General features: G+C 54.7%; 11 protein-coding genes and 8 pseudogenes. 10 read left to right on the forward strand and 9 right to left on the reverse strand.

Features of this window, described 5'->3' with window-relative positions; translation table 11 throughout:
- The coding region (locus C4T42_RS30320) for a transposase (RefSeq protein ID WP_146074083.1) at nt 1-366 on the forward strand (366 nt) is incomplete at its 5' end.
- 476 nt (nt 367-842) lie between these two features.
- On the opposite strand, the gene C4T42_RS30325 is transcribed toward C4T42_RS30320, so the two are convergent.
- Nucleotides 843-1,787 carry a glycosyltransferase gene (locus C4T42_RS30325; RefSeq protein WP_103986475.1) on the reverse strand — a complete coding sequence of 315 codons (945 nt, stop codon included), beginning with the start codon at nt 1,785-1,787 and terminating at the stop codon, nt 843-845.
- Between the two features lie 460 nt (nt 1,788-2,247).
- On the opposite strand from C4T42_RS30325, the pseudogene C4T42_RS30330 reads away from it, so the two are divergent.
- The 3 pseudogenes from C4T42_RS30330 (at nt 2,248) to C4T42_RS30340 (ending at nt 4,656) form a co-directional block, all read left to right on the forward strand.
- Nucleotides 2,248-3,342, forward strand: a pseudogene (locus tag C4T42_RS30330) (IS5 family transposase).
- Between the two features lie 111 nt (nt 3,343-3,453).
- Nucleotides 3,454-3,681, forward strand: a pseudogene (locus C4T42_RS30335) (transposase); the annotation flags it as partial.
- A 1-nt stretch (nt 3,682) separates the two neighbouring features.
- A pseudogene (locus C4T42_RS30340) lies at nt 3,683-4,656 on the forward strand (transposase).
- 232 nt (nt 4,657-4,888) lie between these two features.
- Here the strand turns inward: C4T42_RS30340 and C4T42_RS31380 are convergent.
- Entirely contained in the window at nt 4,889-5,806 is a 918-nt protein-coding gene (locus tag C4T42_RS31380; RefSeq protein ID WP_107491598.1) for a glycosyltransferase family 2 protein, read from the reverse strand.
- A gap of 771 nt (nt 5,807-6,577) precedes the next feature.
- On the opposite strand from C4T42_RS31380, the gene C4T42_RS30345 reads away from it, so the two are divergent.
- The 3 genes and pseudogenes from C4T42_RS30345 to C4T42_RS30355 all read left to right on the forward strand — a co-directional run bounded on the left by C4T42_RS30345 (nt 6,578) and on the right by C4T42_RS30355 (nt 10,205).
- Entirely contained in the window at nt 6,578-7,858 is a 1,281-nt protein-coding gene (locus C4T42_RS30345) for an IS701 family transposase (protein WP_244603326.1), read from the forward strand.
- A gap of 151 nt (nt 7,859-8,009) precedes the next feature.
- Nucleotides 8,010-8,862, forward strand: a pseudogene (locus C4T42_RS30350) (IS630 family transposase).
- Nucleotides 8,863-9,416: 554 nt separating this feature from the next.
- A complete protein-coding gene (locus C4T42_RS30355; RefSeq protein WP_103986476.1) occupies nt 9,417-10,205 on the forward strand; it encodes an FkbM family methyltransferase in 789 nt (262 codons plus the stop codon).
- 191 nt (nt 10,206-10,396) lie between these two features.
- Here C4T42_RS30355 and C4T42_RS32640 read toward each other — a convergent pair whose 3' ends face one another.
- The gene (locus C4T42_RS32640; protein ID WP_244603325.1) at nt 10,397-11,140 is read right to left on the reverse strand and encodes a hypothetical protein; all 744 of its coding nucleotides are present in this window, start codon (nt 11,138-11,140) and stop codon (nt 10,397-10,399) included.
- 153 nt (nt 11,141-11,293) lie between these two features.
- Between C4T42_RS32640 and C4T42_RS30365 the strand changes: the two are divergent.
- Nucleotides 11,294-11,443: pseudogene (locus C4T42_RS30365) on the forward strand (IS66 family transposase); the annotation flags it as partial.
- A gap of 127 nt (nt 11,444-11,570) precedes the next feature.
- On the opposite strand, the gene C4T42_RS30370 reads toward C4T42_RS30365, so the two are convergent.
- On the reverse strand, nt 11,571-13,010 hold the full coding sequence (locus C4T42_RS30370; protein ID WP_103986477.1) for an oligosaccharide flippase family protein: 1,440 nt from the start codon (nt 13,008-13,010) through the stop codon (nt 11,571-11,573).
- Nucleotides 13,011-13,441: 431 nt separating this feature from the next.
- Between C4T42_RS30370 and C4T42_RS32645 the strand changes: the two are divergent.
- A pseudogene (locus C4T42_RS32645) lies at nt 13,442-13,606 on the forward strand (IS66 family transposase); the annotation flags it as partial.
- 353 nt (nt 13,607-13,959) lie between these two features.
- On the opposite strand, the pseudogene C4T42_RS30380 reads toward C4T42_RS32645, so the two are convergent.
- Nucleotides 13,960-14,190, reverse strand: a pseudogene (locus tag C4T42_RS30380) (helix-turn-helix domain-containing protein); the annotation flags it as partial.
- A gap of 172 nt (nt 14,191-14,362) precedes the next feature.
- Here C4T42_RS30380 and C4T42_RS30385 point away from each other — a divergent pair.
- Nucleotides 14,363-16,000, forward strand: coding sequence for a Wzz/FepE/Etk N-terminal domain-containing protein (locus C4T42_RS30385; protein ID WP_103986479.1), 1,638 nt, complete (start codon nt 14,363-14,365; stop codon nt 15,998-16,000).
- Nucleotides 16,001-16,225: 225 nt separating this feature from the next.
- Here C4T42_RS30385 and C4T42_RS30390 read toward each other — a convergent pair.
- From C4T42_RS30390 to C4T42_RS30405, 4 genes and pseudogenes are all read right to left on the reverse strand, one after another.
- Nucleotides 16,226-17,111 (reverse strand): annotated as a pseudogene (locus C4T42_RS30390) (IS3 family transposase).
- A 118-nt stretch (nt 17,112-17,229) separates the two neighbouring features.
- On the reverse strand, nt 17,230-19,164 hold the full coding sequence (locus C4T42_RS30395; protein ID WP_103986480.1) for an acyltransferase family protein: 1,935 nt from the start codon (nt 19,162-19,164) through the stop codon (nt 17,230-17,232).
- A 406-nt stretch (nt 19,165-19,570) separates the two neighbouring features.
- Complete coding sequence (locus tag C4T42_RS30400) at nt 19,571-20,752, reverse strand: acyltransferase (RefSeq protein ID WP_103986478.1); 1,182 nt, start codon at nt 20,750-20,752, stop codon at nt 19,571-19,573.
- A gap of 477 nt (nt 20,753-21,229) precedes the next feature.
- Nucleotides 21,230-21,987, reverse strand: a 758-nt coding sequence (locus tag C4T42_RS30405; RefSeq protein ID WP_146074084.1) for a cupin domain-containing protein, incomplete at its 5' end; no start/stop codon positions are given.

Consider the following 21,987-nt stretch of genomic DNA (forward strand, 5'->3'; position numbering starts at 1 on the left):
CTGGCCAGCATTCCCGGTATCGGCGAGGCAACCGCGATTGCGCTGCTGATCGAGATGCCCGAACTCGGCAGCCTCGAGCCGGGCCCGGCCGCAAGCCTAGCAGGACTGGCGCCGATGGCGCGCGACTCCGGCCGCAGCACAGGCCGACGCTTTATCCGGGGCGGACGCACCGGACTGCGCCGAGCCCTCTACATGCCTGCCCTGGTCGCGACCCGGTTCAACCCAGACCTCAGGGCGAAGTATCAAGCGCTTCGCGATGCTGGAAAGCCACCAAAACTCGCCCTCACGGCCGTCATGCGCAAGCTCATTCTGCTGGCCAATGCCCTCCTGAGGGACGGCCGCACCTGGCAACAAAAACGCGCTTGAGCAAAACGGATACTCAAGCGCATGATATTCGGCTGCGCGGGCTTCGCGCTGTTACGCCAGCGCGCCCTCACCGCGACCTGATCTGGCGTTCCGCGCCACACGAAATGCGGAAGAACAAGACTTCGACGCTGTTTGACACTGCGCAGCGGCGACCGCAAACGTGCATGACAACGCCCGCCTCAGGCCCGTTGTCTTTGCGGAACAAGTCCACCACTTAGTTGGCGCGCCCGACTGGACCAGCAATGGGTCCCTTAGCGTGGAGACGGCCAAGCACAGTCCAAATTGAAGCTCTTCCAGAGCTCGATGCCCCTCGTAGAACGTCAACCACAGAGTGGCGAGCACCGCCTCGTCAATACGCTCCTCGTCGACCGCCTGATATCCAAGAGATTAGCACGTTGCGCTAAGACTAGGTAAGGTTCAATTCGATCGATTGAAAATAAAGTGACTATTACTTCTATCTTGAAGCGAAAGTCGGATCAGATGACGGCATTAGCTTCTGCGGTCATGATTTTACCGATCAGGTCTTGATTTCCCCAGTTTGCAACCAAGTTTTTTACGTGTTGCTGCGCCACGTAACGCGCTTTCTTTAACCCACCGAAAGGCAAATATAGTTCTGTCAATTGGGGGTGCAAACTTACAAAATCACGATATGGGCCGTTGCCCGTTTCGCCCCAAGGTAAAAAGGCACCCTCCCATGGACGCGGCCTCGACATAAAATGTAGGATTTTTGGAACAATTAACTTTTCCAGTCCACAGCCCCAGAAAAAGGCGGGCCAGTTCCAACGAATCGATATCAGGTCGTGATTCCCGCCCATCACCAAATTCAGCGCATCCTGATCGCGGAATGAATAAGTATTTATATCGACATTCTTAAGAAGTCGGATACACTCATCGCTGATAGTCTTCCAATCATTCACGCTGACTTTGATGACTCCGGAATTGAAATAACGGCTCTGCAACCTAGTATCAATGCCAATGCTACGGAAATACTCGCTCCGTATGCGATTTTTTCTTCCTGGACTGGAAACTGTAAAACTCATCAGATCAGGGGCCGCTAGTAAACTTCCCGCTCTCGGCTCTGTACTCGCAAGATCATCAAGCCCCCCCAGTATTTGAGTATCTCCATCTACATAGACCATAAATTCATATCGGCTGCTTACAATATCTGCGATGTGCAATCTTGCGCAGATCATGGGAGATCCATTTAAAATGGATTTCGGCAACGCAAGGATTGACACACCTTCTGCTGCAGCGACGTCTTTCAACGAGTCAGATGGCGTTTCAGCTCCGCCAAAGTATATAATTAGGACTTCATTTTTCTGTGGATCAACTTGTTTTGCGACTTGAGAGGCACTGACCAAAGTCGGGAACAAATAATTCTCATCTGTAGTATAGCACCAACCGGTTCTAACGGCAACCATCACACACCTGGGCTAGGGCAGGGAATAAAATCAGTAAAGTTTATCAGATTGCTTTTCCGCTGACAATGCCCGGCATCGATCAAATTTTTGATAACTCGTTCATAGATTTGATTCGTTTAAACCGACTTTATATTCCAGCTCCATGCATATATCAAGCATTGTGTAGAAATTTTTCTATCCCACGTGAGGTGCGGCCAGACGAAAACCATAAAGCGCTTTAGTTTGATATACTTTGCATCGAATCAAGTCAATTCATATAATTTTAGATTGTTGTATGTTTCCCTCTGTTCCGGCCATGGAAGTCAGTTTGGTAATAATCAATCGTTTCATAGAATCGTCCTAACCTGACCGGTTGGCGTTGGACCGGGCTGATTGAGAGCATCAGCTGGACACCTCAAAAAATTTCGCGGTTTGAGGGATTTCGTGGTGTGATGGCGTCGGTGGTCGGTGAGGTGCTGCGATGCGCGGTCAGCCCGGTTTTTTCGACGTGGATGAGCGTCTGAAGGATCTCTCGGCCAAGGGCGACGCGCTGGAGCGGTTGAGCCGCATCGTCGACTTCGAGCTGTTCCGGGATGACCTTGCCCGGGCCGTGCCCCGCTCGGACGGGTCGAAGGGCGGTCGCCCACCGTTCGACCTGGTCTTCATGGTCAAGGTGCTGATCCTCCAGGCTAGCCACTCGCTGTCGGACGAGCGCACGGAGTTCCTGATCAAGGACCGGCTCTCGTTCATGCGCTTCCTCGGGCTCGGGCTGTCCGACCCGGTGCCCGACGCCAACACGATCCGGACGTTCCGCGAGGCGCTCACCCGGGCCGAGATCGCGGGGAAGCCGGCCATCGCAGTGCTGTTCTCGGCCTACGACACGGCCCTGCGGCAAGCCGGCTTCCCGGCGATGGGCGGGCAGATCGTCGACGCGACCGTGGTGGCTGCACCCAAGCAGCGCAACACTGAAGCCGAGAAGGCGGATCTGAAGGCCGGCCGTGTGCCCGACGCCTGAAAGGCCAATCCGGCCAAGCTCGCCCAGAAGGACCGCGACGCGCGCTGGACGATCAAGGGGTCGAAGGCCAAGCCGGCCGAAGATGGGTCGAAGCGGATCGACCTCGCGGTGCCGGCCTTCGGCTACAAGAACCACGTTGGCATCGATCGCTGCCACGGGCTGATCCGAACCTGGATCGCCACGGACGCGGCCCGCTACGACGGGGCGCAACTGCCCGGTCTCCTCTCGAAGGCCAACACATCCGGCGAAGTCTGGGCCGACACGGCCTACCGCTCGAAGGCCAACGAGGCGCACTTGGCGGGCAACGGCTTCCGCTCCCGCATCCATCGCAAGAAGCCGCCGGGCAAGCCGATGGCGAGGAACGTCGCCCGGGCTAACGGCGAGAAGTCCAAGGTCCGCGCAGCCATCGAGCATGTCTTTGCCCGGCAGAAGGGGCCGATGGGGCTCGTGGTGCGCACGATCGGTTTAGCGAGAGCTCGGATGGAGATCGGCCTGGCCAACCTCGCGTACAACATGAACCGGGCGGTCTGGCTCACCGGCTCCCGCGCGAGGATTGCCTGAGGGGCGGGACAGGGGCTTTTCCGCCCCGCTCGCGACCAGCGCGAGGACAGCGTCGGATCGCCAAAGCGCTCAGCATCCCGCTGAACCCTCCCAGACACCGCTGTCAAGAAGCTGCGCCAGATCGAGGTGCAGACAGTCCAGGGCAGGAGTTTGTCACTGGCGTACATGGAGGCAGAGATCTCTGAGCAGAGCTATTACCGCTGGCGCAAGGGGTACGGCGGCTTCCAGATCGACCAGGCGCGGAAGATGAAGGAGCTTGAGCGCGAGAACGCTCGATTGCGGCGACTCGTGGCGGTTCTGTCTTTGGAAAAGCAGGTGCTGGCGGACGTCGCCTCGGGAAATTTGTTCTCTATTCGGGGTTCATCGTCATGGACAAACACCCCCCCTTTTCGTCAGTATCGACGTGTCCAAGGACCGTCTCGACGTTCATCTCAGACCCTCGGACGAGGCTTTCCATGTCCCGCGGGATGTGAAGGGGTTCGAGGCCCTCACGCGCTGCTTCAGTAATCGCCCGGTTGCCCTCGTCGTCCTGAAAGCCACTGGCGGCTTCGAGGCGAGCGTCGCTGCAGCGCTTGCAGCGGCCGGACTGCCGCTCTGCATCGTCAACCCGCGCCAGATCCGCGACTTCGCCAGAGCCATGGGCCGCCTGGCCAAGACCGACACGCTTGACGCTGAGGTGATCGCGCTCTTTGCCGAGCGCATCAGACTTCCGGTCAGACCTCTGCCGGAACCGGAGAGAAGCCACTTCGCCGAACTTGTGAGCCGGCGCCGGCAGATCATCGGGATGATCAACATGGAGACCAACCGCCGCGATCAAGCCGTGGACAAGCAGCTGACCCGGCGGCTTAGCCGCCACATTGCCTTCCTGGAGAAGGAGCTCGCAGAGCTCGACGAAGATATCGGTCAAACCATCAAGGCCTCTCCCGTCTGGTGCGAAACTGAGGCACTGCTCAAGTCCGTCCCCGGGGTCGGCGACGTCACCGCGCGCACGCTTTTGGCTCAGCTACCTGAACTCGGCACCATCGGGCGCCACCAGCTCGCGGCTCTCGTAGGCACCGCACCGATCAACCGCTATTCTGGTCTGATGCGGGGCGGCGATCCATCGCGGGTGGGCGAACATCTGTGCGGGGCGTACTGTACATGGCTGAGCTGACCACAATCCGGCGAGGTTCTCCCTTCCGGCCCTTCTACGAGCGGCTCACTCAGCGCGGCCGACCGAGAATGGTTGCCCTCGTGGCGGTGATGCGAAAGCTCCTGGTGACGCTCAACGCCATCGTCCGCGACCGCACTCCCTGGCGGCCCCTCACGGATTGACCTTCAACACAGCCGCTCCGTAATGCGGGCGCTGCCGTGGAGATTTTGGCCCATAGCGCATCCCTCGCCGCATATTGGTCAACCGTACCACCACATCGCGGGATCAAACACCTAGTGCGGACTGCAAGGCGATTGGCCAGCATGCCGAGCGAGGACCAAACGGCACGCACCTTCGAAGCAGATGGAAATTAATGCTTCGCAGTCAAATGCATCCAATGCCCAAGTTCCAGAGTCACTTTTCTAAGATTGCACGCTCTGGTTCGATTCGGCCTCTGGAAATATCCAACATGCCGCGTAAATTTCCTCTCAGACGCCCCCTCCTATCCACATAATGTTCTGGGGCGATCGACCGGACACAATTGCTGATGAAGTTGCGAAGAATTTGACCGAGCACCTGCGAACGCGACATGTTGCCCTTCTTCAACAAATAAATTGGGTTAACGATCTGCGAATACCCAAGGCGGTCGCCCCTCATTCGTCCGCTCTTTACGCCCATGTGAACCCCACGAAGTTGCTCGCTTTTTCCGAGCTTGCCACCTTTGCGCCTTAACGCGGCGCCAAAATCACGGTCCTCAAGCCAGCCATAGAGGATAAGACGTTCGTCAAAGCGAAGATTCCCGATTGCAGAAGTGCGAAAAGCCATGTTGCAACCATAAGGGCTGAACGGCTCTATCAAAGTCCTGCTTACATTGGTCTCACCTTCCGTTAATAGGCGGTCGGCGTCCTGAAAACTTAAACCCGGCCCTTTAATTCCATCCGCAACTACCTCGCCTGTCAATCCCACGAGATTTGCGTTATCTCGAAATAATTTTCGGGCATTGATCAACCAGTCGGCGGCCGGAATGAAGTCGTCGTCAAAAAATACCACAATATCAACGCAGTTAGAAAGTTTGTTCAGGGCGGTATTGCGCTGGGCTGCAAGTCCCGCTGGCCCTACAATGACAGTCACGTCTGACCGATTCGACACGTTGCCTGCGTCTTCAACGGCAACGCACGAAAGAAACATCAAAGCAGGCTTATGGGATTGATTATCCAAAATCCTCATAACCGTCTGTTCGGCAATTCTGGGGCGGCCATATGTCGCAATCACCACAGCCACTGATGGCAGAAGCTCTCCATCATTGGGCGTTACGGCAGACAATTCCGTCATAGATCAACCATCAATTGGAAGGATAGCAGTGCGGCATGTTGGGCGGGGACCAACGATTTAGATAACGGGCGAAATTCTGAAGCGGCTACCACGAATCTAGATCCAAAAGGCGAATTACTGCTATAGCAAACAGGGGAAGACAAGCCCGCATGAAGACGGAAGGACATTTTGGATGATCGCCGACAACGCAGCTGCCGGGAGCAAGGCCGCATCACAGCCTATCTTCAGGAAATCGACATATTTCGCTGAGCAAGTTCGATTTCATTATTATACACATTCTCAGGATGTTGGCGCTCGTCGGCATGGTGGATGTATTGATTTTTCTAAATTTCGCTGTGTGTAGACCGAAGGGTATCACCAAATTTGGAGGGAGCTAGGATTCTATGCGGCTGATTGATGTGAGGGTTGCTCAAAACTCCTTTGGGCCGCGTTGCTTCAGATTCACAAATAAGGCACTTTGGCAACTCAGATATTTGTGAGCGGCTTCGTCGACCCTCACCGCCGCCGCCAAAAGGTGCAAAGCGCGCATAAATAGATACAGTAGCTCTGCGCTCCGCTCTCGCAAATCTGCTAGCATCAAGTTGCATCCTTGGGCGATTCGCTTGCTGCAAATATGGTCCTAAGGACTAGCACTACTTTGGCAGATTGAAGGAACGCGAGAGGTTTTCGCGGATTCGTGTGCCACGGCCATGAGCGTGGGTGCGCGCGATGTCAGGTGCTGGCGGATGGCGTGAGGATCTGGATCGGTGGCTGTAGCCATTCCTTGCGGGACTGTCCCATCCAGCACGCCGGGCAATGTGCCCGCTCTATGTGGCCGGGTTGATCGGCCTTGGTGATCGCAAGAGCGTCCAGCCGATGGCGGCCCGGGCCGAGGGGGTCTCTTACGACCGGCTGCACCACTTCATCGCGGCCGGGATCTGGAATGAGGCTCCGCTGCAGCGGGCGCTGCTCGGCGAGGCCGATCGCCTCGTCGGCGGCCTGGATGCGATCCTGGTCGTCGATGACACCGCCTTGCCGAAGAAGGGCAACCGCTCGGTCGGGGTGGCCCCGCAATACGCCACGACGCTGGGCAAGACCGCCAACTGCCAGACGCTGATGTCGCTCACGCTGGCGCGCGGCGAGGTCCCCGTAGCGGTCGGTCTGGCGCTGTTCCTACCCGACACTTGGACGAGCGACCCGGATCGGATGATATCGGCCGGCGTACCTGAGGGCCTGCGCGCGGCCCGCACCAAGCTGGAGATCGCGGTCACGGAGATCGACCGGGTCCGGGAGGGCGGCGTGCGCTTCGGCTGCGTGCTGGCCGATGCCGGTTATGGGGCCGCCCCGTTCCGGCAGGCCCTGAGCGAGCGTGGCCTGAGCTGGGCCGTCGGGATCTCGGGACGCAGCAAGGTCTACCCGGCCAACGTGACGATGATCTTCCCCGTCGCGGGGCGTGGGCGACCGCGCAAGCGTCACGTCCCGGACCAGATCTCGGTCGCAGCGGAGACGATCCTCGCGGACATGACCGGCAGATCGGTGACTTGGCGGCGAGGCACCAAGGGCCGGCTGCGGGCTCGCTTCTGCGCGCTGCGCGTTCGGATGGCCGATGGCTCGACCCAGAGGATCGGCGCAATGGGCAACCAGCATCTGCCCGGTGACGAGGTCTGGCTGGTGCGCGAGGAGCGTGGCTCGGGCGAACGTAAATACTACCTCTCGAACCTGCCGGCCGAGGCCACCCTCAAGCAGTTGGCCGCAACGATCAAGGCGCGCTGGATCTGCGAGCAGGCCCACCAGCAGATGAAGGAGGAGCTCGGCCTCGATCACTTCGAGGGCCGATCCTGGACCGGGCTGCATCGGCACGCGCTGATGACGATGATGGCCTACGCCTTCCTGCAATCCCGGCGCTTGGCAACGGCGGGGCGGAAAAAAAAATCGCCTGCCCGCCGCCCCAGCCCTCGATGCCGGCGATCCGGCAGGCCATCCTGGATTACCTCAGTCGGCCGCCGCCGCGACGATGCCCGCACTGTGACGCCGATCTCAATCTGCCACCCTAAAACCAATCTGCCAAAGTAGTGTTAGGAAATTGATGCATAAATGAGTTGTTTACCAACCGCCTGACTCGAGACTGAATTCTGCGACACAGGAATTCAAAGCAGCTCAAAACGCGCATTGTACAAACGCTCGTTGAGTGGGACTCACCAGAGGTAGCGGCGGGGAGCAGTTGGTGACTCCGTCCTCGCGTTTGCAGCCTGAGGAGGACGACATGGCCGCCCCGGTGCCGCTGCGGTCGGATTTCGATGCCGAAGCCTTGCGCATCCTGGCCAATGGCGCGCGCGATGCCGCTCAGACCCGTCACCTGCTGGCATTGTCTGCGATCTACGCGGGTGGCTCCCGTACGGAGGCCACCGCGTTCGCAGGCTCGGGCTTCAGACGGGCATGGGCTATCGGAAGCTCTCGGCCCGTCCGCGCCATCACGCCCAGGACCCGGACGCCATCCCGGCTTTTAAAGAAGCTTCCCCGCCCGCCAGGCGGAGATCGCGCAAGCCATCGGCGGCAAGCCGATAGAAGTCTGGTTCGCCGACGAGGCTCGGGTCGGCCAGAAGAACACGATCACCCGGCGCTAGGCCAAGCGCGGCACGCACCCCGCGGCCCCCAAGGACCAGCGCACCGCTTCCGCCTACATCTTCGGAGCCAAATGCCCCGCCCTCGGCAAAGGGGCGGGCCTCGTCATCCCCCGCTGCACCACCGAGGCAATGAGCCTGCATCTGGCCGAGATTGCCCAGGCCATCGCCCTGGGCGCGCTCGCCGTGCTGTTGCTCGATCAGGCCGGGTAGCACACGACCAAGAAACTCGCGGCGCCTGCCAACATAACTCTGCTGCCGCTGCCGGCCCGCGCCCCCGAACTAAACCTGGTGGAGAACCTGTGGCAGTTCACACGAGACAACTGGCTCGGCAATCGGATCTTCAACTCCTACGCCGACATCCTCGACTATTGCTGCAACGCCTGGAACTGCCTCATCGACCGACCATCCCGCATCATGTCCATCGGACGGCGCAACCGGGCTCATGGATCCTGATCAGCGAAAGTTAGTATTAGGCCTCATAAGCGCTCCAGACACTTTGTTTCGATTGACTTGTGTGATAGTCATCGACATCGACTAGGGTAGGAAAAAGGGTGTTCCCAAAGTCATGCCCCTCTTTGGTCACGAAACACCGGTTCGGAAAATATGGGCATTTCCGAATCAGCTTGTCTACTAAAGCTGTAGATTATGAGTCAAGCGCGAACGCGCATTCTAAAAATGCTTGGTCACGACTTGCAAGTTGTTTGATTTAAGTGATTTTATTCGCGCTACCCAGCACATTGTAGAGTCTTGCCGATGCCGACTAATATGGGAATGGTCCCTCCTTTTAAGAGATGTTACGAACAGTAAAGCTTGATTTTTATCACTTCATTTTAATGCGACGCGTATTGAGTCGATGAGGGTGGAGAAGTAGCGTGCGGCGCTCTGCCATCTAAAGCGACTGCTGAGGCGAAATGAAAATTTACAATGCACGTCAGGAACACTGCTGATTCGATGCGTATTTTTGTATCCTGCGCCTCTCCTGAAGCGAAGAACCCCCGGGGAAAATCATGATGGATAAAATCTTAAAATTTAAAACGCTGTGTGGATTAGTCGGCCTCGCTTGTGCTGTAAATATTATGATTCGAAGAATTATCGGCATAAAAAACCCGATAAAAATAAAGATCCGTGGAATGGTTCTCAATCTTAGACCGATCGACAGTGATTTGTTTGTTCTGATGCAAATTTTTTCAGCTAAAGAATATGAGCTTAAGGGTCCGGCCCTTCAGAAAATTAACGCGTTATACAACAATATACTCAAAAGGGGAGGCGTACCCCTGATCGTTGATGCGGGCGCAAATGTTGGATATTCTTCGATATATTTTTCTGAGATCTATCCAGATGCTCACATTCTCGCGATCGAGCCAGACGAGGCCAGTTTCCAAATGCTTTCGGGCAACTGCGCCTCTTTAGATAAGGTTACGGCTGTCAATGCCGCGCTTTGGAAAGATGATCGAGGAGTTAATTTGGGCAATACCACTCGCCCAGCATGGGCTCGAACCGTCAGCGGTGAGGGGACAACTACTTCGATCACATTGGAGCAAGCGCTTTCTAAGAACGTCAACACCGCGCCTTTCATACTCAAGCTTGATGTGGAAGGTGCTGAAAGGGTAATAATCGAGGCTGCGCGTAACATCGTTCAGATGTTTCCAGTCGTCATGGTTGAGCCCCATGATTTTTTAACCCCCGGCTCTGGTTGTTTATCACCTTTATATTCAGCAATATCCGGGATGGAATATGACACGTATGTTAATGGTGAAAACATTATTTTTTGTAGCTCGCAAATTTTTAAGTCATGAAAGGCTTTCCAACGTCCGGCATACAATGATGTAGAAGGACATAATTTTGGCATGCTGTTCGATCGCCTTCTAAGAAAGTCGATTGAATAGTGAACGCGTGCGGCTACAGCACGAGCTTAGAAGTCCAGGGCCGTGCAGTTCAGGCCGAGTTCGTGCAGGAGTCGGGGGTTGGGTGAGCATCGGCGTCTTCCTCAATAGAAGTAGCGCGAGCCGTGCAGGTTGGGATGGAGCATGACCGGGACGGCCTCGGCCGGCGGCGTCGCGCGGTCGAGGCCGTTGGCCAGGATCGAGGCGATGCTCTTGTAGGTGAGCGCGCCGAGCGCCACGGCCCGAGCCGAGGCCGCCTCCGGCCCGGTCGGGGTCGAGCCCGCGGTAGAGGCGCAGGATACCCGGGCAGGTGCGGAAGCCCTGCTCGGGATGGGGCCGGTCGCGGAGGATGGCGATGACCAGCCCCTTCGTCTCCGGCCCGATGCCGCGCGCCCAGCGTCGAAAGCGCTCGGGGCTCCACTGGCCAGCACGGTCGATGCCACGATCGAACTCACGCCGGGGATCGTCATCAGCCTGAGCGCCTGCGGATCGTCGAGTGCCTGCTGCGACACGATTTTGTCGATCTCCGCCAGTTGTTGCGACACGCGTTCGAGCTCGGCGATTAAGCGCTGGAGCATCCCGCGCTCCTCCGGCGGGAGCGGTAAGGCGTCGAGCCAGCACTGTCCCGCCTTGCCGAAGAGGTGACCCTTGTAGGGTGGGATTAGGTTGGCACGCAGAATCGCTCTCATGAATCCCTTGATCCGGACGACCTGCGCCAGGATGCCGCCGCGCTTGGCGATCTGGCGCCGGCGGCTGTAGGTGTCCGCGTCAGCGACCCAAAACTCCGGCAGGAAGCCGGCAGCGCGCAGCCTCGCCAGTGTCGCGGCATCCACCTTATCGGTCGTCACGCGAGCGTAGGTGATCGCGCGAACGAGCCGTGGGTTGGCCACGGCGACGGGTTTGACGTGTGGGCGCAGCAGGCGTTCGACCGCGGCGCTGTTACCGGTCACCTCGATGACGACCTCATCGTCGAGGCTAAGCGTCATGGCGAAGGCGACGAGCGGCTCGCCGTCGTGCAGCGGATAGTCACCAACGGCTACCGCGCCATGTGGGCAGCCGAGGGCGAGGCCGCCATCCGCACCGTCGTCGATACCGCACGCCTCACAGGCCAAAGCCCCTTCGGCACCATCCTCAAAACCGTGGACGCCTGAAACTCGCCATCACAGGCCTCGGTAATTACAGATCGATGCCAAAAGCCCAAGCATGGGTGAAGCAGAGCTAAGAGCGGATTTCTCCCAGCCGCGAATATTTTAGATACAATTGAATAAAGATGCTACTTTATCGAGCGGCTGAACGGCCTTTGCGCCGAATATTATCAATAATAGCAAAAAGCGGGGCCAAATCTTTCCGACAAAACAAAATCACAACAATGAGGTACGCGGACATAGAAAATATGTATCCCGCGAGTAATTTCAGCAAACTGCCCTGAAATAGTGTAACAGCAAGAAAAGAGATGGTGCCAGCTAACATGCTTGCACAGAAGGGAGGGCCCACAGCATACAAGCAATAAAATATGTTTAGATTATATATTTTACGAGCACCAACAAGTATCAGCATGGAATATAAGATAGCCGACGCACCAACAAGTAACACCGAAGTACCGACACCAAATAAGCAACCAATTGCTATAGACAACGTTCTAGATATGTATAAAATCAATGTAGCGTAAAATATAGCCGCAGGATTACCAAGAGCAGTCAGAACCGCCCCCGCAAGTCCGAACACGGATCCAAGCGCAGAGAAAGCTATAAGAGTCTGAACCATCCAACCCGCATCATACCATTTCTCACCCATCACAACGGAGAACAAAGATGAAGCTGAGGAAGCCAGCAATGCAGCGATTGGAAACACTACGTAGCAAACAGCAACAATAGTCGCCCTAGTCAGCTGCGGAAGACTTGTCCGTTCCTCATGAAGTGAATGGGCATACAGAGAAGCCCAAGTCGGGTTCGTGAACGCCTCGCAAGCAAATCGCGAGATTTGATTAGCCAGACTGTAATTCCCCAGTAAACTCTCGCCAAAAGTACGTTGAAAAACCATATTTTCGAAGGTTCTTCCAGCAAATTCTGCGAGTCTTCCCCCGATAATACTTGTACTAACAGCGAGATGACTTTTTATTGCGCAAATACTGAAGCTAAAGAGTGGGCGGCGATAGGCCATATAGTTTACGAAAATTGTCCTTATCAGAAAGCCCGATATAAATTGGACTCCAAGACTGATCGGACCAAAACCCGCACGAGCGCTTAAGATACCCAGCATAACACCTATGATCGCCGAACATGCATCGATCATCGAAAGATGCTGCACGCGCCCTCGTCGGTAGAGGCGAGCAACTGGGATATTGGACAACCCCATAAGGGGCAGGCTGAATGAGAGGATCAGCATAAGCTCCATCAGATCCTGAAATCCCGATACAATTGACAAAGCATAGCCAATAGCAATAACTAAAAATTGAAGAAGCAGACAAAGGCCATTAATCGCCCAAAACGCCGAAGACCAAACTACCTCATTGGCTTCGTTTTCTCTAGCCAATGTTCCACTCACCCCCGCATCAGCGAGAACTAAAAAAAACGAAACCGTAGGTAATGCAAGGGCATACACTGCAAAATCCTTGGGCCCAAGGAATCCCGCGATGACGGGCAAAGCAATAAGCTGCGCGCAAATTTTGATACCGCCAAGAATTGCGCCTACGACTGAATTTTTAGCTAATGAGCTCATCAATAAATTTCTCGTCTATGTGTTAGCGATTGATATCGGCTGTCGGCTTCTTCCACTACCTAAGACGCTCCAAATCGTTCAAAAACCGAGAAACGGGTCAGTCTGACGAAAGGTTACGCAATCCGCATGAGACGGTGCAAGCGGTCGCTGCGACGCGGCGCGCGTCGGCCCTCGACGTGATGGCTCTATTGCCGGAATTCTCATCTCATGCTCTAGGTTAATCACAGCTATCACAAAAGCCGACGCTGCTAGTGATCGGACCTGACTGATGAGGCCGTCCGGGGTTTCGGTTCTGGCTGTGTCCTGCGAGTCCGGCGAGATGCGCAGCGGCATCTCCTTCTCGTCTCCCGCTTTGGCTCGCCTTTGTAATGGCCCACGCCCTTGCGAGGGTGTGATTCCCCTGGTTCTCTCGCGAGTCGGGCCGGAGCGAAGTGGAGCGGCTGAGCCGCGAGGAGCTGATCGAGTTGGTGCTGCGGCTGCAGCAACCGGAGAAGAACTGACGCACCCCATTCAAGTCGCCCGCAACGATTCGCAAGGAGCAGTGCGAGCACTCCAAGCCCGGCGGCGCCGAGTTCGGTCACGAGGGTCACAGCCGGGGTACGCTTCTGGTGAAGCTTCCAATTATCCGCATCATCGGTATGGTTTGCCTCGCCTGAATCGGCCGTGATTCTGTCCGTGAGGCCGAATCACAGAGGCGTCACGGATGTGCGATGGTGTATTGGCCGGCAAGAACGGCTGGCAGGACGCCGAGATCGCTCCCTGTGCGCTCACGAGGTTGGATCATCGGCGAGGTTACGACGCTCTGCTGCCCAGATCAGCGCCTCCGTCCCTCCGAACGCCCGCTGACAGAGGCCAGCGGGCGGGCTTGCGCCGCGAGGAAGCCGCACCGGAGATCGCTTTGGGCTCGGCCGCCTGCGCTTGGGACACCTCGACTGGCCAACCCAACGCCCTGCTTGGAGATCCTCAGGATCAGCCCGGCATGCGCCTTGATGCGCTTCGAGGTATGATCGCCACCCATCGGCTTGGAGGCGAGTTGGCTCTCGTGGCGGAAGCGCTCCGACCACCGGCCGGTACTCGACACGCTGACCCCGAAGCGGGCTGCGGCGCGATGGCAGGAGACACCCGCCACCACGGCAGCCAAGACACGCTCGCGTAGGTCCACAGACAGGGGTGAAGGCATGAGCAAGTTCCTTCACTTACCAATGCGCCAGCCGCTAACCCGTTTCAAACGGCGCAGGACCGGCTCTATATATAATGTAGCCGCAAACGGCTATACGTAACGTAGCCGATCATCAAACGCACCTCCTTGTTAAGACCAAAAAACACGGATATCTTCGGTGTGAAAGGCCCGCATGGTTCTTAGGGAAACACCCGAAGCCATCACCGTCAGTGACGGGAGCAGAGAGGCGAAAGTGAACAGATCTACCGAGGTGGAGTCTATTGGCTTATTGGATATTTGGAATGATGTTTGGTCACATAGATGGTTTTTGATTTCAAATGCAACGATATGGGTCGTCGCGGCCTTGCTGTATGTCTCAACAGCCAGTGATGAATACACGGCTTACGCGTCAATAGTCTTAACCCCTTCACGGATCACGGGATCGAGCCAAAATTCCAATGCAGGCAACGCGGTGGTACAGCTTGATAGCATTCAAGCCGAAAGTCAAATCCAAGTTTTAAAATCCGAGAGAAGTCTGAGAACAGTCTTCGACGTATACAAGGATGAATTTATTCCAGCGGAGGCGCGGTCGACAACCAGCTTCAACTTTTCAGGTCTCCTGAGGTCGTTGATCTCCGGGAAAGGTTCTGCACCAAATTCGATCGACTTAGAAGATCGATTTTTCCAGCGCTTCGCGGACAAAGCGAGCGTACGCCGCGTCGGAGCGTCTTACGTTTTGGAGTTGGCCTACCGTGCTCCGTCAGCAGTGTTAGCTGCACGAATTGCTAATTCTATTGTTAGTCAATATTTATTCAACCAGATCGACCTAAAGGCAGCATCGATCGAAAAAGGTGGCGAGTTTTTGCAAAACAGGATTTCTGATATACAGCAGCAGCGTGTCACGGCGAAAGAAAGCGTCCAGAATGGGAAGATCCCGCCGAGAGTTCTGCCGGATGCAGACGCACAGATAATTAGCGCGGCGACGGTACCCCTAAAAAAGTCATGGCCCTTGAGCGGGCTCACTGTTTTGTTCGCGCTGGCGATGAGTACAGCGTTTGGTCTAACAATTATCGTTGTCCGCAATACTCTTCACCCAGTCATCAAATCGCTTCGTTCGATGAAGAGAGATATGGAATTTAGCTGCATTACCGCTGTGAAGAAGAACGCCGATGCATTTATGCGGCCTTCACATGGCAGCTTATTGAAACGCTTGTCTCTCCTTGATCATCCAGGGCGCGCGAGTTTGTCATACGCAAATAGCCTGAAGACCATTCGGGAAAATATACTTGCAGGCTGCTCGGATATGCGTCCTTTCTTAACCTGCTTTCTCCCACTACATCCTGGCTCGGAGCATGCAACTTTGGCATTAGCAACGGCGTATACCCTCGCCTCTAGTGGAAAGAAAGTTCTCCTGGTTGATTTTGATATCAATAGTGCTGCACTTACCTTGTTAGTCTGGCCTAATGCTATAGCTGGATTTTACGATTGCGAATCAACCGCAGAATTAGAGCAGCTTGCTGGATCTTGCAAAGTAGCGGACGGCTTATATTTTGTTCCGGCTCGCTCTCCAACTAAAATATTTAATCCGAATTATTATGTTTTTTCTAAAGAACACCTACAAATGCTAAGAGACGTTAAAGATATTGATGTAGTAGTCGTTTTTTTATCTCCCTCTAGCTCGGCTGTGGAGGCTCATAACGTTGGCCTTACTTTCGATAACGCAACAGTCACCGCCAAATCTGGGCTGACACCAGCGCTTTTGCTTCGCGATACTGTTGTTGCGCTGAAGGCGCCTAGATCAATCCCAGCGGCCGGTGTTCTGTTCAATTAATGGCTGATTCTTCGATTACTGTATATGTGTCAGATGACTTCCAAGAGCAAGCGTTACTCAGCCTCACGCAGTAATTGATGGGCAGCCGAGGAGGTTGTTGCGAACTACGGGATCGTGAATTTCAAGCGATTTACAATATTGCTACCCCTGCCGCCGCGATGTCAGCGATTAAGAAGAGTGAGGGTCCCCCGGATTTTGGTCCGGCTGGAATGTGAGCTTCCGGACTCATTCGGCGGCCTGCAGGGCCGCCGCCAGGGCGAATTCCTGGGGCGTTCGCCACCCCAGGGCGGTGTGAGGACGGCTCTCGTTGTAGTGCCGCCGCCACGTCTCGATCTTGCTCCTCGCGTCGGCCAACGACAAGAACCGGCTCGCGTTCAGGCACTCGTCGCGCAGCCGGCCGTTGAACGACTCGACCAGCGCGTTGTCGGTCGGCTTGCCGGGGCGCGAGAAGTCCAACGTGACACCATTCTCGTAGGCCCAGCGGTCGAGGGCTTTCGAGACGAACTCAGGCCCGTGATCGACCTGAATCGCGCACGGTGCTCCGCGCAGCAGCGCCAAGCGGCCGACGACGGCCACGACCTGCTCGCCTTTGATGCCCTGGTCGACCTCGATCGCCAGAGCCTCGCGCGTGAACGCATCGACGACCGTCAGGGCCCTCAGCCGGCGGCCGTCGAACAGCGCGTCGGAGACGAAGTTGCGCATTCGTAGCGGTGCCTGATCGGGTTTGGTCGAGCGGTAGCGGATGCCCGACCGGCCGACGCCGAGCGCGGCGCAGCCGCGCCGCTCGCTCACCCCGTGCGCCTCCTGAACCTGGTGCACGAGCTCGCGTCGCCGAGCAGGCGTCAGAGCTTTTTTGCAAGCACGTGCCTCACAGGATGTGCTTGTCGAGGCTCAGATCGGCCACGAGCTGCTTGAGCTTGCGGTTCTCGTCCTCGAGCTGCTTCAGCCGCCGCAACTCGCCTGTGCCCAAGCCGCCGTAGAGCTTCTTCCAGCGGTAGAATGTCTGCTCGGAGATGCCCATCCGGCGCAGCACCTCCGCGACCGGTGTCCCGGTCTCGGCCTGCTTCAGCGCGAAGGCGATCTGCTCTTCGGTGAACCTGCTCTTCTTCACGGCTCTGCTCCTCCCGTCAGGGTCTCACAAAACCGGAAAACTCGCACTCACGCCGGACCAAAGCGATGGGAGGACGTCAATTCCCTATAGCACAGAAAAATTTGCCGCCGCCGGAAAATCAATTACCTTCCTGATTTACGGCTGCGCCGCCAAACAAATTCTTTGGAAGCTGGGTCGCGAAGTATACCGACCCCTCTTTCGTAAAGTGGCCATAATCAAACTGCAATGGAATATCATTGGCCAGAACCGTCGTGCATATTCGATTACATATTATATCGTGTACCGATACATATTTGACGGGAAGGTCGGAAAGTCCAGATTTGAGCTCTAAATCTACTTGCTCTTTTTGAACGACACGATGAGCATCAACATCTATTCCGCCAATGCGCGAAATCGAATTCGCCAACAACCTAGGCAATGGACCGTCATACTCGACTGTTGGGCCAATCACGATTATCAACTTTATGTACCTGGAAAGATATTCCGCTAGCTCGCGCAAGTTTTTGATATCACTGCTATTCCAACGAGCAGAAAGCAGCACTCCATCCAGTTTCATCCTCGGAATGTATTCCTTAAATATGAAGTTCATAAGTGAATTGCATTTTTCATCGCCCAGCTCTCTTAATGATGGAACGCACGAACCAGCCGCCGCAAGCATGAAGTTATACGATGGAAAGACTTGATCAAGACCGTATTTCAAATGAGCAGCAAGGCTATCTCCAATGATCAAAATATTCTTTTTGTTATCCAAAACATTCAGACACATTCTGCGATCGTACGAGGCAAGATCGGAGCCGCTTGAGGTCAAAAAGCAGCTCCCTTCTTTCATCATGGCTGATGCATCATAGTGACTAAACGTGAGGAGCTTCTCCGCATTTCTAGGAATCTTCCAATAATCAGAAACCGCCCCGGGCAAGATGATGGCAACAGAAACAACAATGGCCAGCGAAAAACCATAACCAACCAGCGAGCTTCGCGCAGAGTATTTGAAGGGACCATATCTAAAATAACATTCAATATATCGCCACATGAAAGATGCCAGACCTATTGACAGCACAACGAGGGCACAACGGTCCCACCTACTTGGTATACGATAAATGCTAAAGAAAACAAAGACAGGCCAATGAACTAAATATAATGAATAAGAGATCAGACCAATAAATCGCGCCAGCTTGATCGACAGGATTTGACCTAAATACGTTTTGCACACTCCTCCGGAGTGGATGACTGCAGCTGCCCCCAAACAACTAGGAACTGCAGCTGCGCCGGGGAAAGTACTATTTTTAGTCAGTAAAACGAAGCTGCAACAGATAAGACAAAACCCGCCGAGGCCAACTAATTCCGCGATCTTCCTATTTCGCAGCGCTGGAAGAATTTCGAGCGCGACGACAGAGCCAACACAAAGCTCCCAAGCGCGCGAAGGCAACAGATAAAATGCCGAGTTCTGATCAGTATGGACGATCGCTATTGAAAAGGATAAACTTAACGCCATCAGCAACAAGATTACAGTCGCTCGCATCTGGAAATGAAATCGGTACAGCAGGAGGAGAAATGCAGGGAATAATAAGTAAAACTGCTCTTCCACAGAAAGTGACCAGGTATGAAGAAGAGGGTTGTCCTGCAGAGCTTGATTGAAATAACCGGCCTGTCTGTTGAAAAAAATATTAGATGAGAATAAAATTGAAGAGATGATTGATTTTCGAACCAAATCAGCTTCATGCGGGTACATTAGAAGGAAGGAAAATAGAATGCAGCCGATATAGGTGGCGATGAGCGCCGGGGTTAGCCGCCGAAATCTACGCAGATAGAATGTTGTGAACGAAAAGCGGTCCGCCTCGATTTCAGTTCTTATGGTCTTTGTTATTAGATATCCTGAAATTACAAAGAATACGTCTACTCCAACATATCCTCCCGAGAATACTGCTTGCGCTAATCCATAATGAAATGCTACTACCGACAATACGGCGACCGCACGCAGTCCATCAATATCGGAACGATAATGAAAATTATTGCTCACTATTTCATGCCTTCCATTTAAGCCCGCCTGCGTCATACGCCCCTCCTTTTTATCGGAACTACAATCCGTTTAGTTTGCACAACCAGACGCAGCTTCCACTCAATGCATAGAGTATAAATGGTCTAACATAGACACGATATAGTCGCATTCTACAAATCTAACCCTATAATCCCCAGGCCAAACTACGCGCCTCAGCCAGAACACCACATCGTATTTTTAATGTGTCGTCGGCTACGCCAACGACTTAAACTAACAGATATTCGGCTTCAGCACAACAATTGCACTTCAGGGAACAGACGAACCTAGAAAATCAATTTTTTAAGTCAAGTAAGCTTGCAATTAAAGTGGCTGGGCAGACGAAAATCTTACAAAGGGGAATTAATTGTCTTAAGCACCGCAAGAAAGCGACTTTATCATGTTGGATTTCAAGAAAGTGACAGCGTCATGTATTTTTGGCTCTTCTTGTTAAGGAGAATTGAGCATGCGCGACGGGATCGTTTTGGCGATCAATTTTTGGCCAAAAATATAGTATAACAGTCCGAACGGCGGGCTCTGGCACCCACGCTATTAAGAGAGCAAGGCCGATTGAGGCAATTATAGCAAACAATACGGCAAAATTACCGAAGGTGGAAAACATTGTTGTCACGATCAAAATGCCAGCTCCGTTATGCAAAAGATACAACGGATAGGTAGCAGCCCCTGAAAAACGCAAGATTCTTTTGGTGCGCGGTCTCAGCGTCGTCAGTCTTATATTGTAACGAACTGATGCGATAAGGAAACCCATCGCGCAAATCCAAGCGACTAGTGCTGGAATAGGCGACAGTATCAATTGAGACGAACGTGCGATTATCCCGTTTTGTCCAACGATCTCAAGGAGGCATGCTGGCACCACGATTATGAGAGCAGCTAACCTAATGCGACTTAAGCCGCGTTCTGACGCGTTGAATATAATGACGCCAAGCGCGAAAAATGCTCCATGTTGGACTAGTAAAAGCTGAAGAATTCTGTTCCCCTGAGCTTTGGCGACCATATACATCAAGAATTCCGACTCTGAACTTTTGTACTGCGCCAGTATTGCCGTTAGACTCAATGCGCAGATCCAGAAGATCAGCGTAACCGAACTCCAAAATATCATTACTTTTTCCAGATGTTCCCCTTTCCTTTTTACCAGAAGAGCATAGACCAATAAATAAAAGGCGATTTCAATTCCAAGCGTCCACCAAGGCCCATCTATCGAATTAAGGGGCCAGAAGACGAGAGTTTGAACATATCTTGGAAGATAAAAATCGATACTCCCCGATCCTGCAGCAACGAGGCAAAGCAATACGATTGTAGCGCAAATCACATTTGCTGGCACAAGACGGATGATCCGATTTTGTATAAAGGCGGATGGTTTAGTCGCGGACGCTGAGAAGGCGATAACGTAGCCCGAGATCACAAAAAAAATTTCTACTCCAACCCAGCCGAAATGCATCAAATATCCCCAGTTTGGTCCCATCTGTCCCAAAAGCTTTGTGAATGGCTGTCCTTGCACCCAGTTCCAGAAAACAAAATGATACCCCATAACCAAAAGAATGGATAGTAAACGCAGGGCATCAAGACCTAAGATATGAGCATGCCGCATTATTTCTCCCCTTTTTAGTGAATTTAATTCCTGAATTAGAAGATGTGTCCACGTCCTATCAGTGCTTAGTCAGTCGAATTCGGACACTCGATAATGATGATGAAACGCTTAAACGGTTCGGGTTTCTTCGTTCCCAACTCGGCGAGTCTAGAATTTTGTCCTACCAGCAACGATTAAAGATGCAGTGCCTTCAGCAAGTCAACCGCCTTATTTATAGAATTTTCCATCCAGCATTAATTCAGAATAGATAGCTACTTGCGCAGTCTTCACGAAGCTTCGCGCAATTCTAAAGATCCACCTCCTGTTCTACTTCTACATCGAACCGTGTCGTTTGAACGCGTTGCTGCGATAGTTTGGAGCTTGCTTTCGAATACTCAAAGCCGGCTCTTCGAATTGCTCCATGATGCCGAGTGATGTACTGATGATTTGTTGGAAATATACTTGTTGTCGCGCGGATTGGATACTGTTGACAGTCACTCAGCGTCCGTAGATGTCCTCGACGCGGATGATGTCGTCCTCGCCGGTGTAGGAGCCGACCTGGACCTCGATCAGCTCCAGCGGGATCTTACCGGGGTTGGCCAGCCGGTGCATCGAGCCGATCGGCAGGTAGACCGCCTCGTTCTCGTGGACCAGCACCACCCGGTCGTCGATCGTGACCTCGGCGGTGCCGCGCACCACCACCCAGTGCTCCGCCCGGTGGTAGTGCTTCTGCAGCGACAGGCGCCCGCCCGGCACCACCTGGATCCGCTTCACCTGGAAGCGCTCGCCGAGGTCGATGCGCTGGTACCAGCCCCAGGGCCGGTACATCCGCAGGTGCGCGTCCGCCTCCGGCGCGCCCTGCGCGCGCAGTGCGCCGACCAGCTCCTTCACCTTGCCGGACTGCGCCTTGGACGCCACCAGCACCGCGTCGGGGGTCGAGACCACCACCACGTCCTCCAGGCCCACCACCGCGGTCAGGCCCTCGCCCTGGCTGTGCACGAGGCTGTTCTTCGTGCCGATCAGCGACACCCGGCCCCGCACGGCGTTGCCGGCCTCGTCGTGGTCCAGCACCTGCCAGACCGCGTCCCAGGTGCCGACATCCGACCACGCGAACGACACCGGCAGCACCCCGGCCCGGGCGGTCCGCTCCATCACCGCGTAGTCGATCGAGATCTTGGGCGCCTGGGCGAAGGCCGCCGCGTCGAGGCGCACGAAGTCGAGGTCGGTCACCGCCGCCTCCAGGGCCGCGCGCGCCG

This window comes from Methylobacterium sp. 190mf (assembly GCF_900107945.1).
Classification (GTDB): Bacteria; Pseudomonadota; Alphaproteobacteria; order Rhizobiales; family Beijerinckiaceae; genus Methylobacterium.

Bases quoted from the DNA above. Each gene is read 5' to 3' on its own strand.
- C4T42_RS30355 (WP_103986476.1), top strand. From the start codon at position 9,417: ATGATGGATAAAATCTTAAAATTTAAAACGCTGTGTGGATTAGTCGGC.
- C4T42_RS30385 (WP_103986479.1), top strand. From the start codon at position 14,363: ATGGTTCTTAGGGAAACACCCGAAGCCATCACCGTCAGTGACGGGAGC.
- C4T42_RS31380 (WP_107491598.1), bottom strand. From the start codon at position 5,806: ATGACGGAATTGTCTGCCGTAACGCCCAATGATGGAGAGCTTCTGCCA.
- C4T42_RS30370 (WP_103986477.1), bottom strand. From the start codon at position 13,010: ATGAGCTCATTAGCTAAAAATTCAGTCGTAGGCGCAATTCTTGGCGGT.
- C4T42_RS30395 (WP_103986480.1), bottom strand. From the start codon at position 19,164: ATGACGCAGGCGGGCTTAAATGGAAGGCATGAAATAGTGAGCAATAAT.
- C4T42_RS30325 (WP_103986475.1), bottom strand. From the start codon at position 1,787: ATGGTTGCCGTTAGAACCGGTTGGTGCTATACTACAGATGAGAATTAT.
- C4T42_RS30400 (WP_103986478.1), bottom strand. From the start codon at position 20,752: ATGCGGCATGCTCATATCTTAGGTCTTGATGCCCTGCGTTTACTATCC.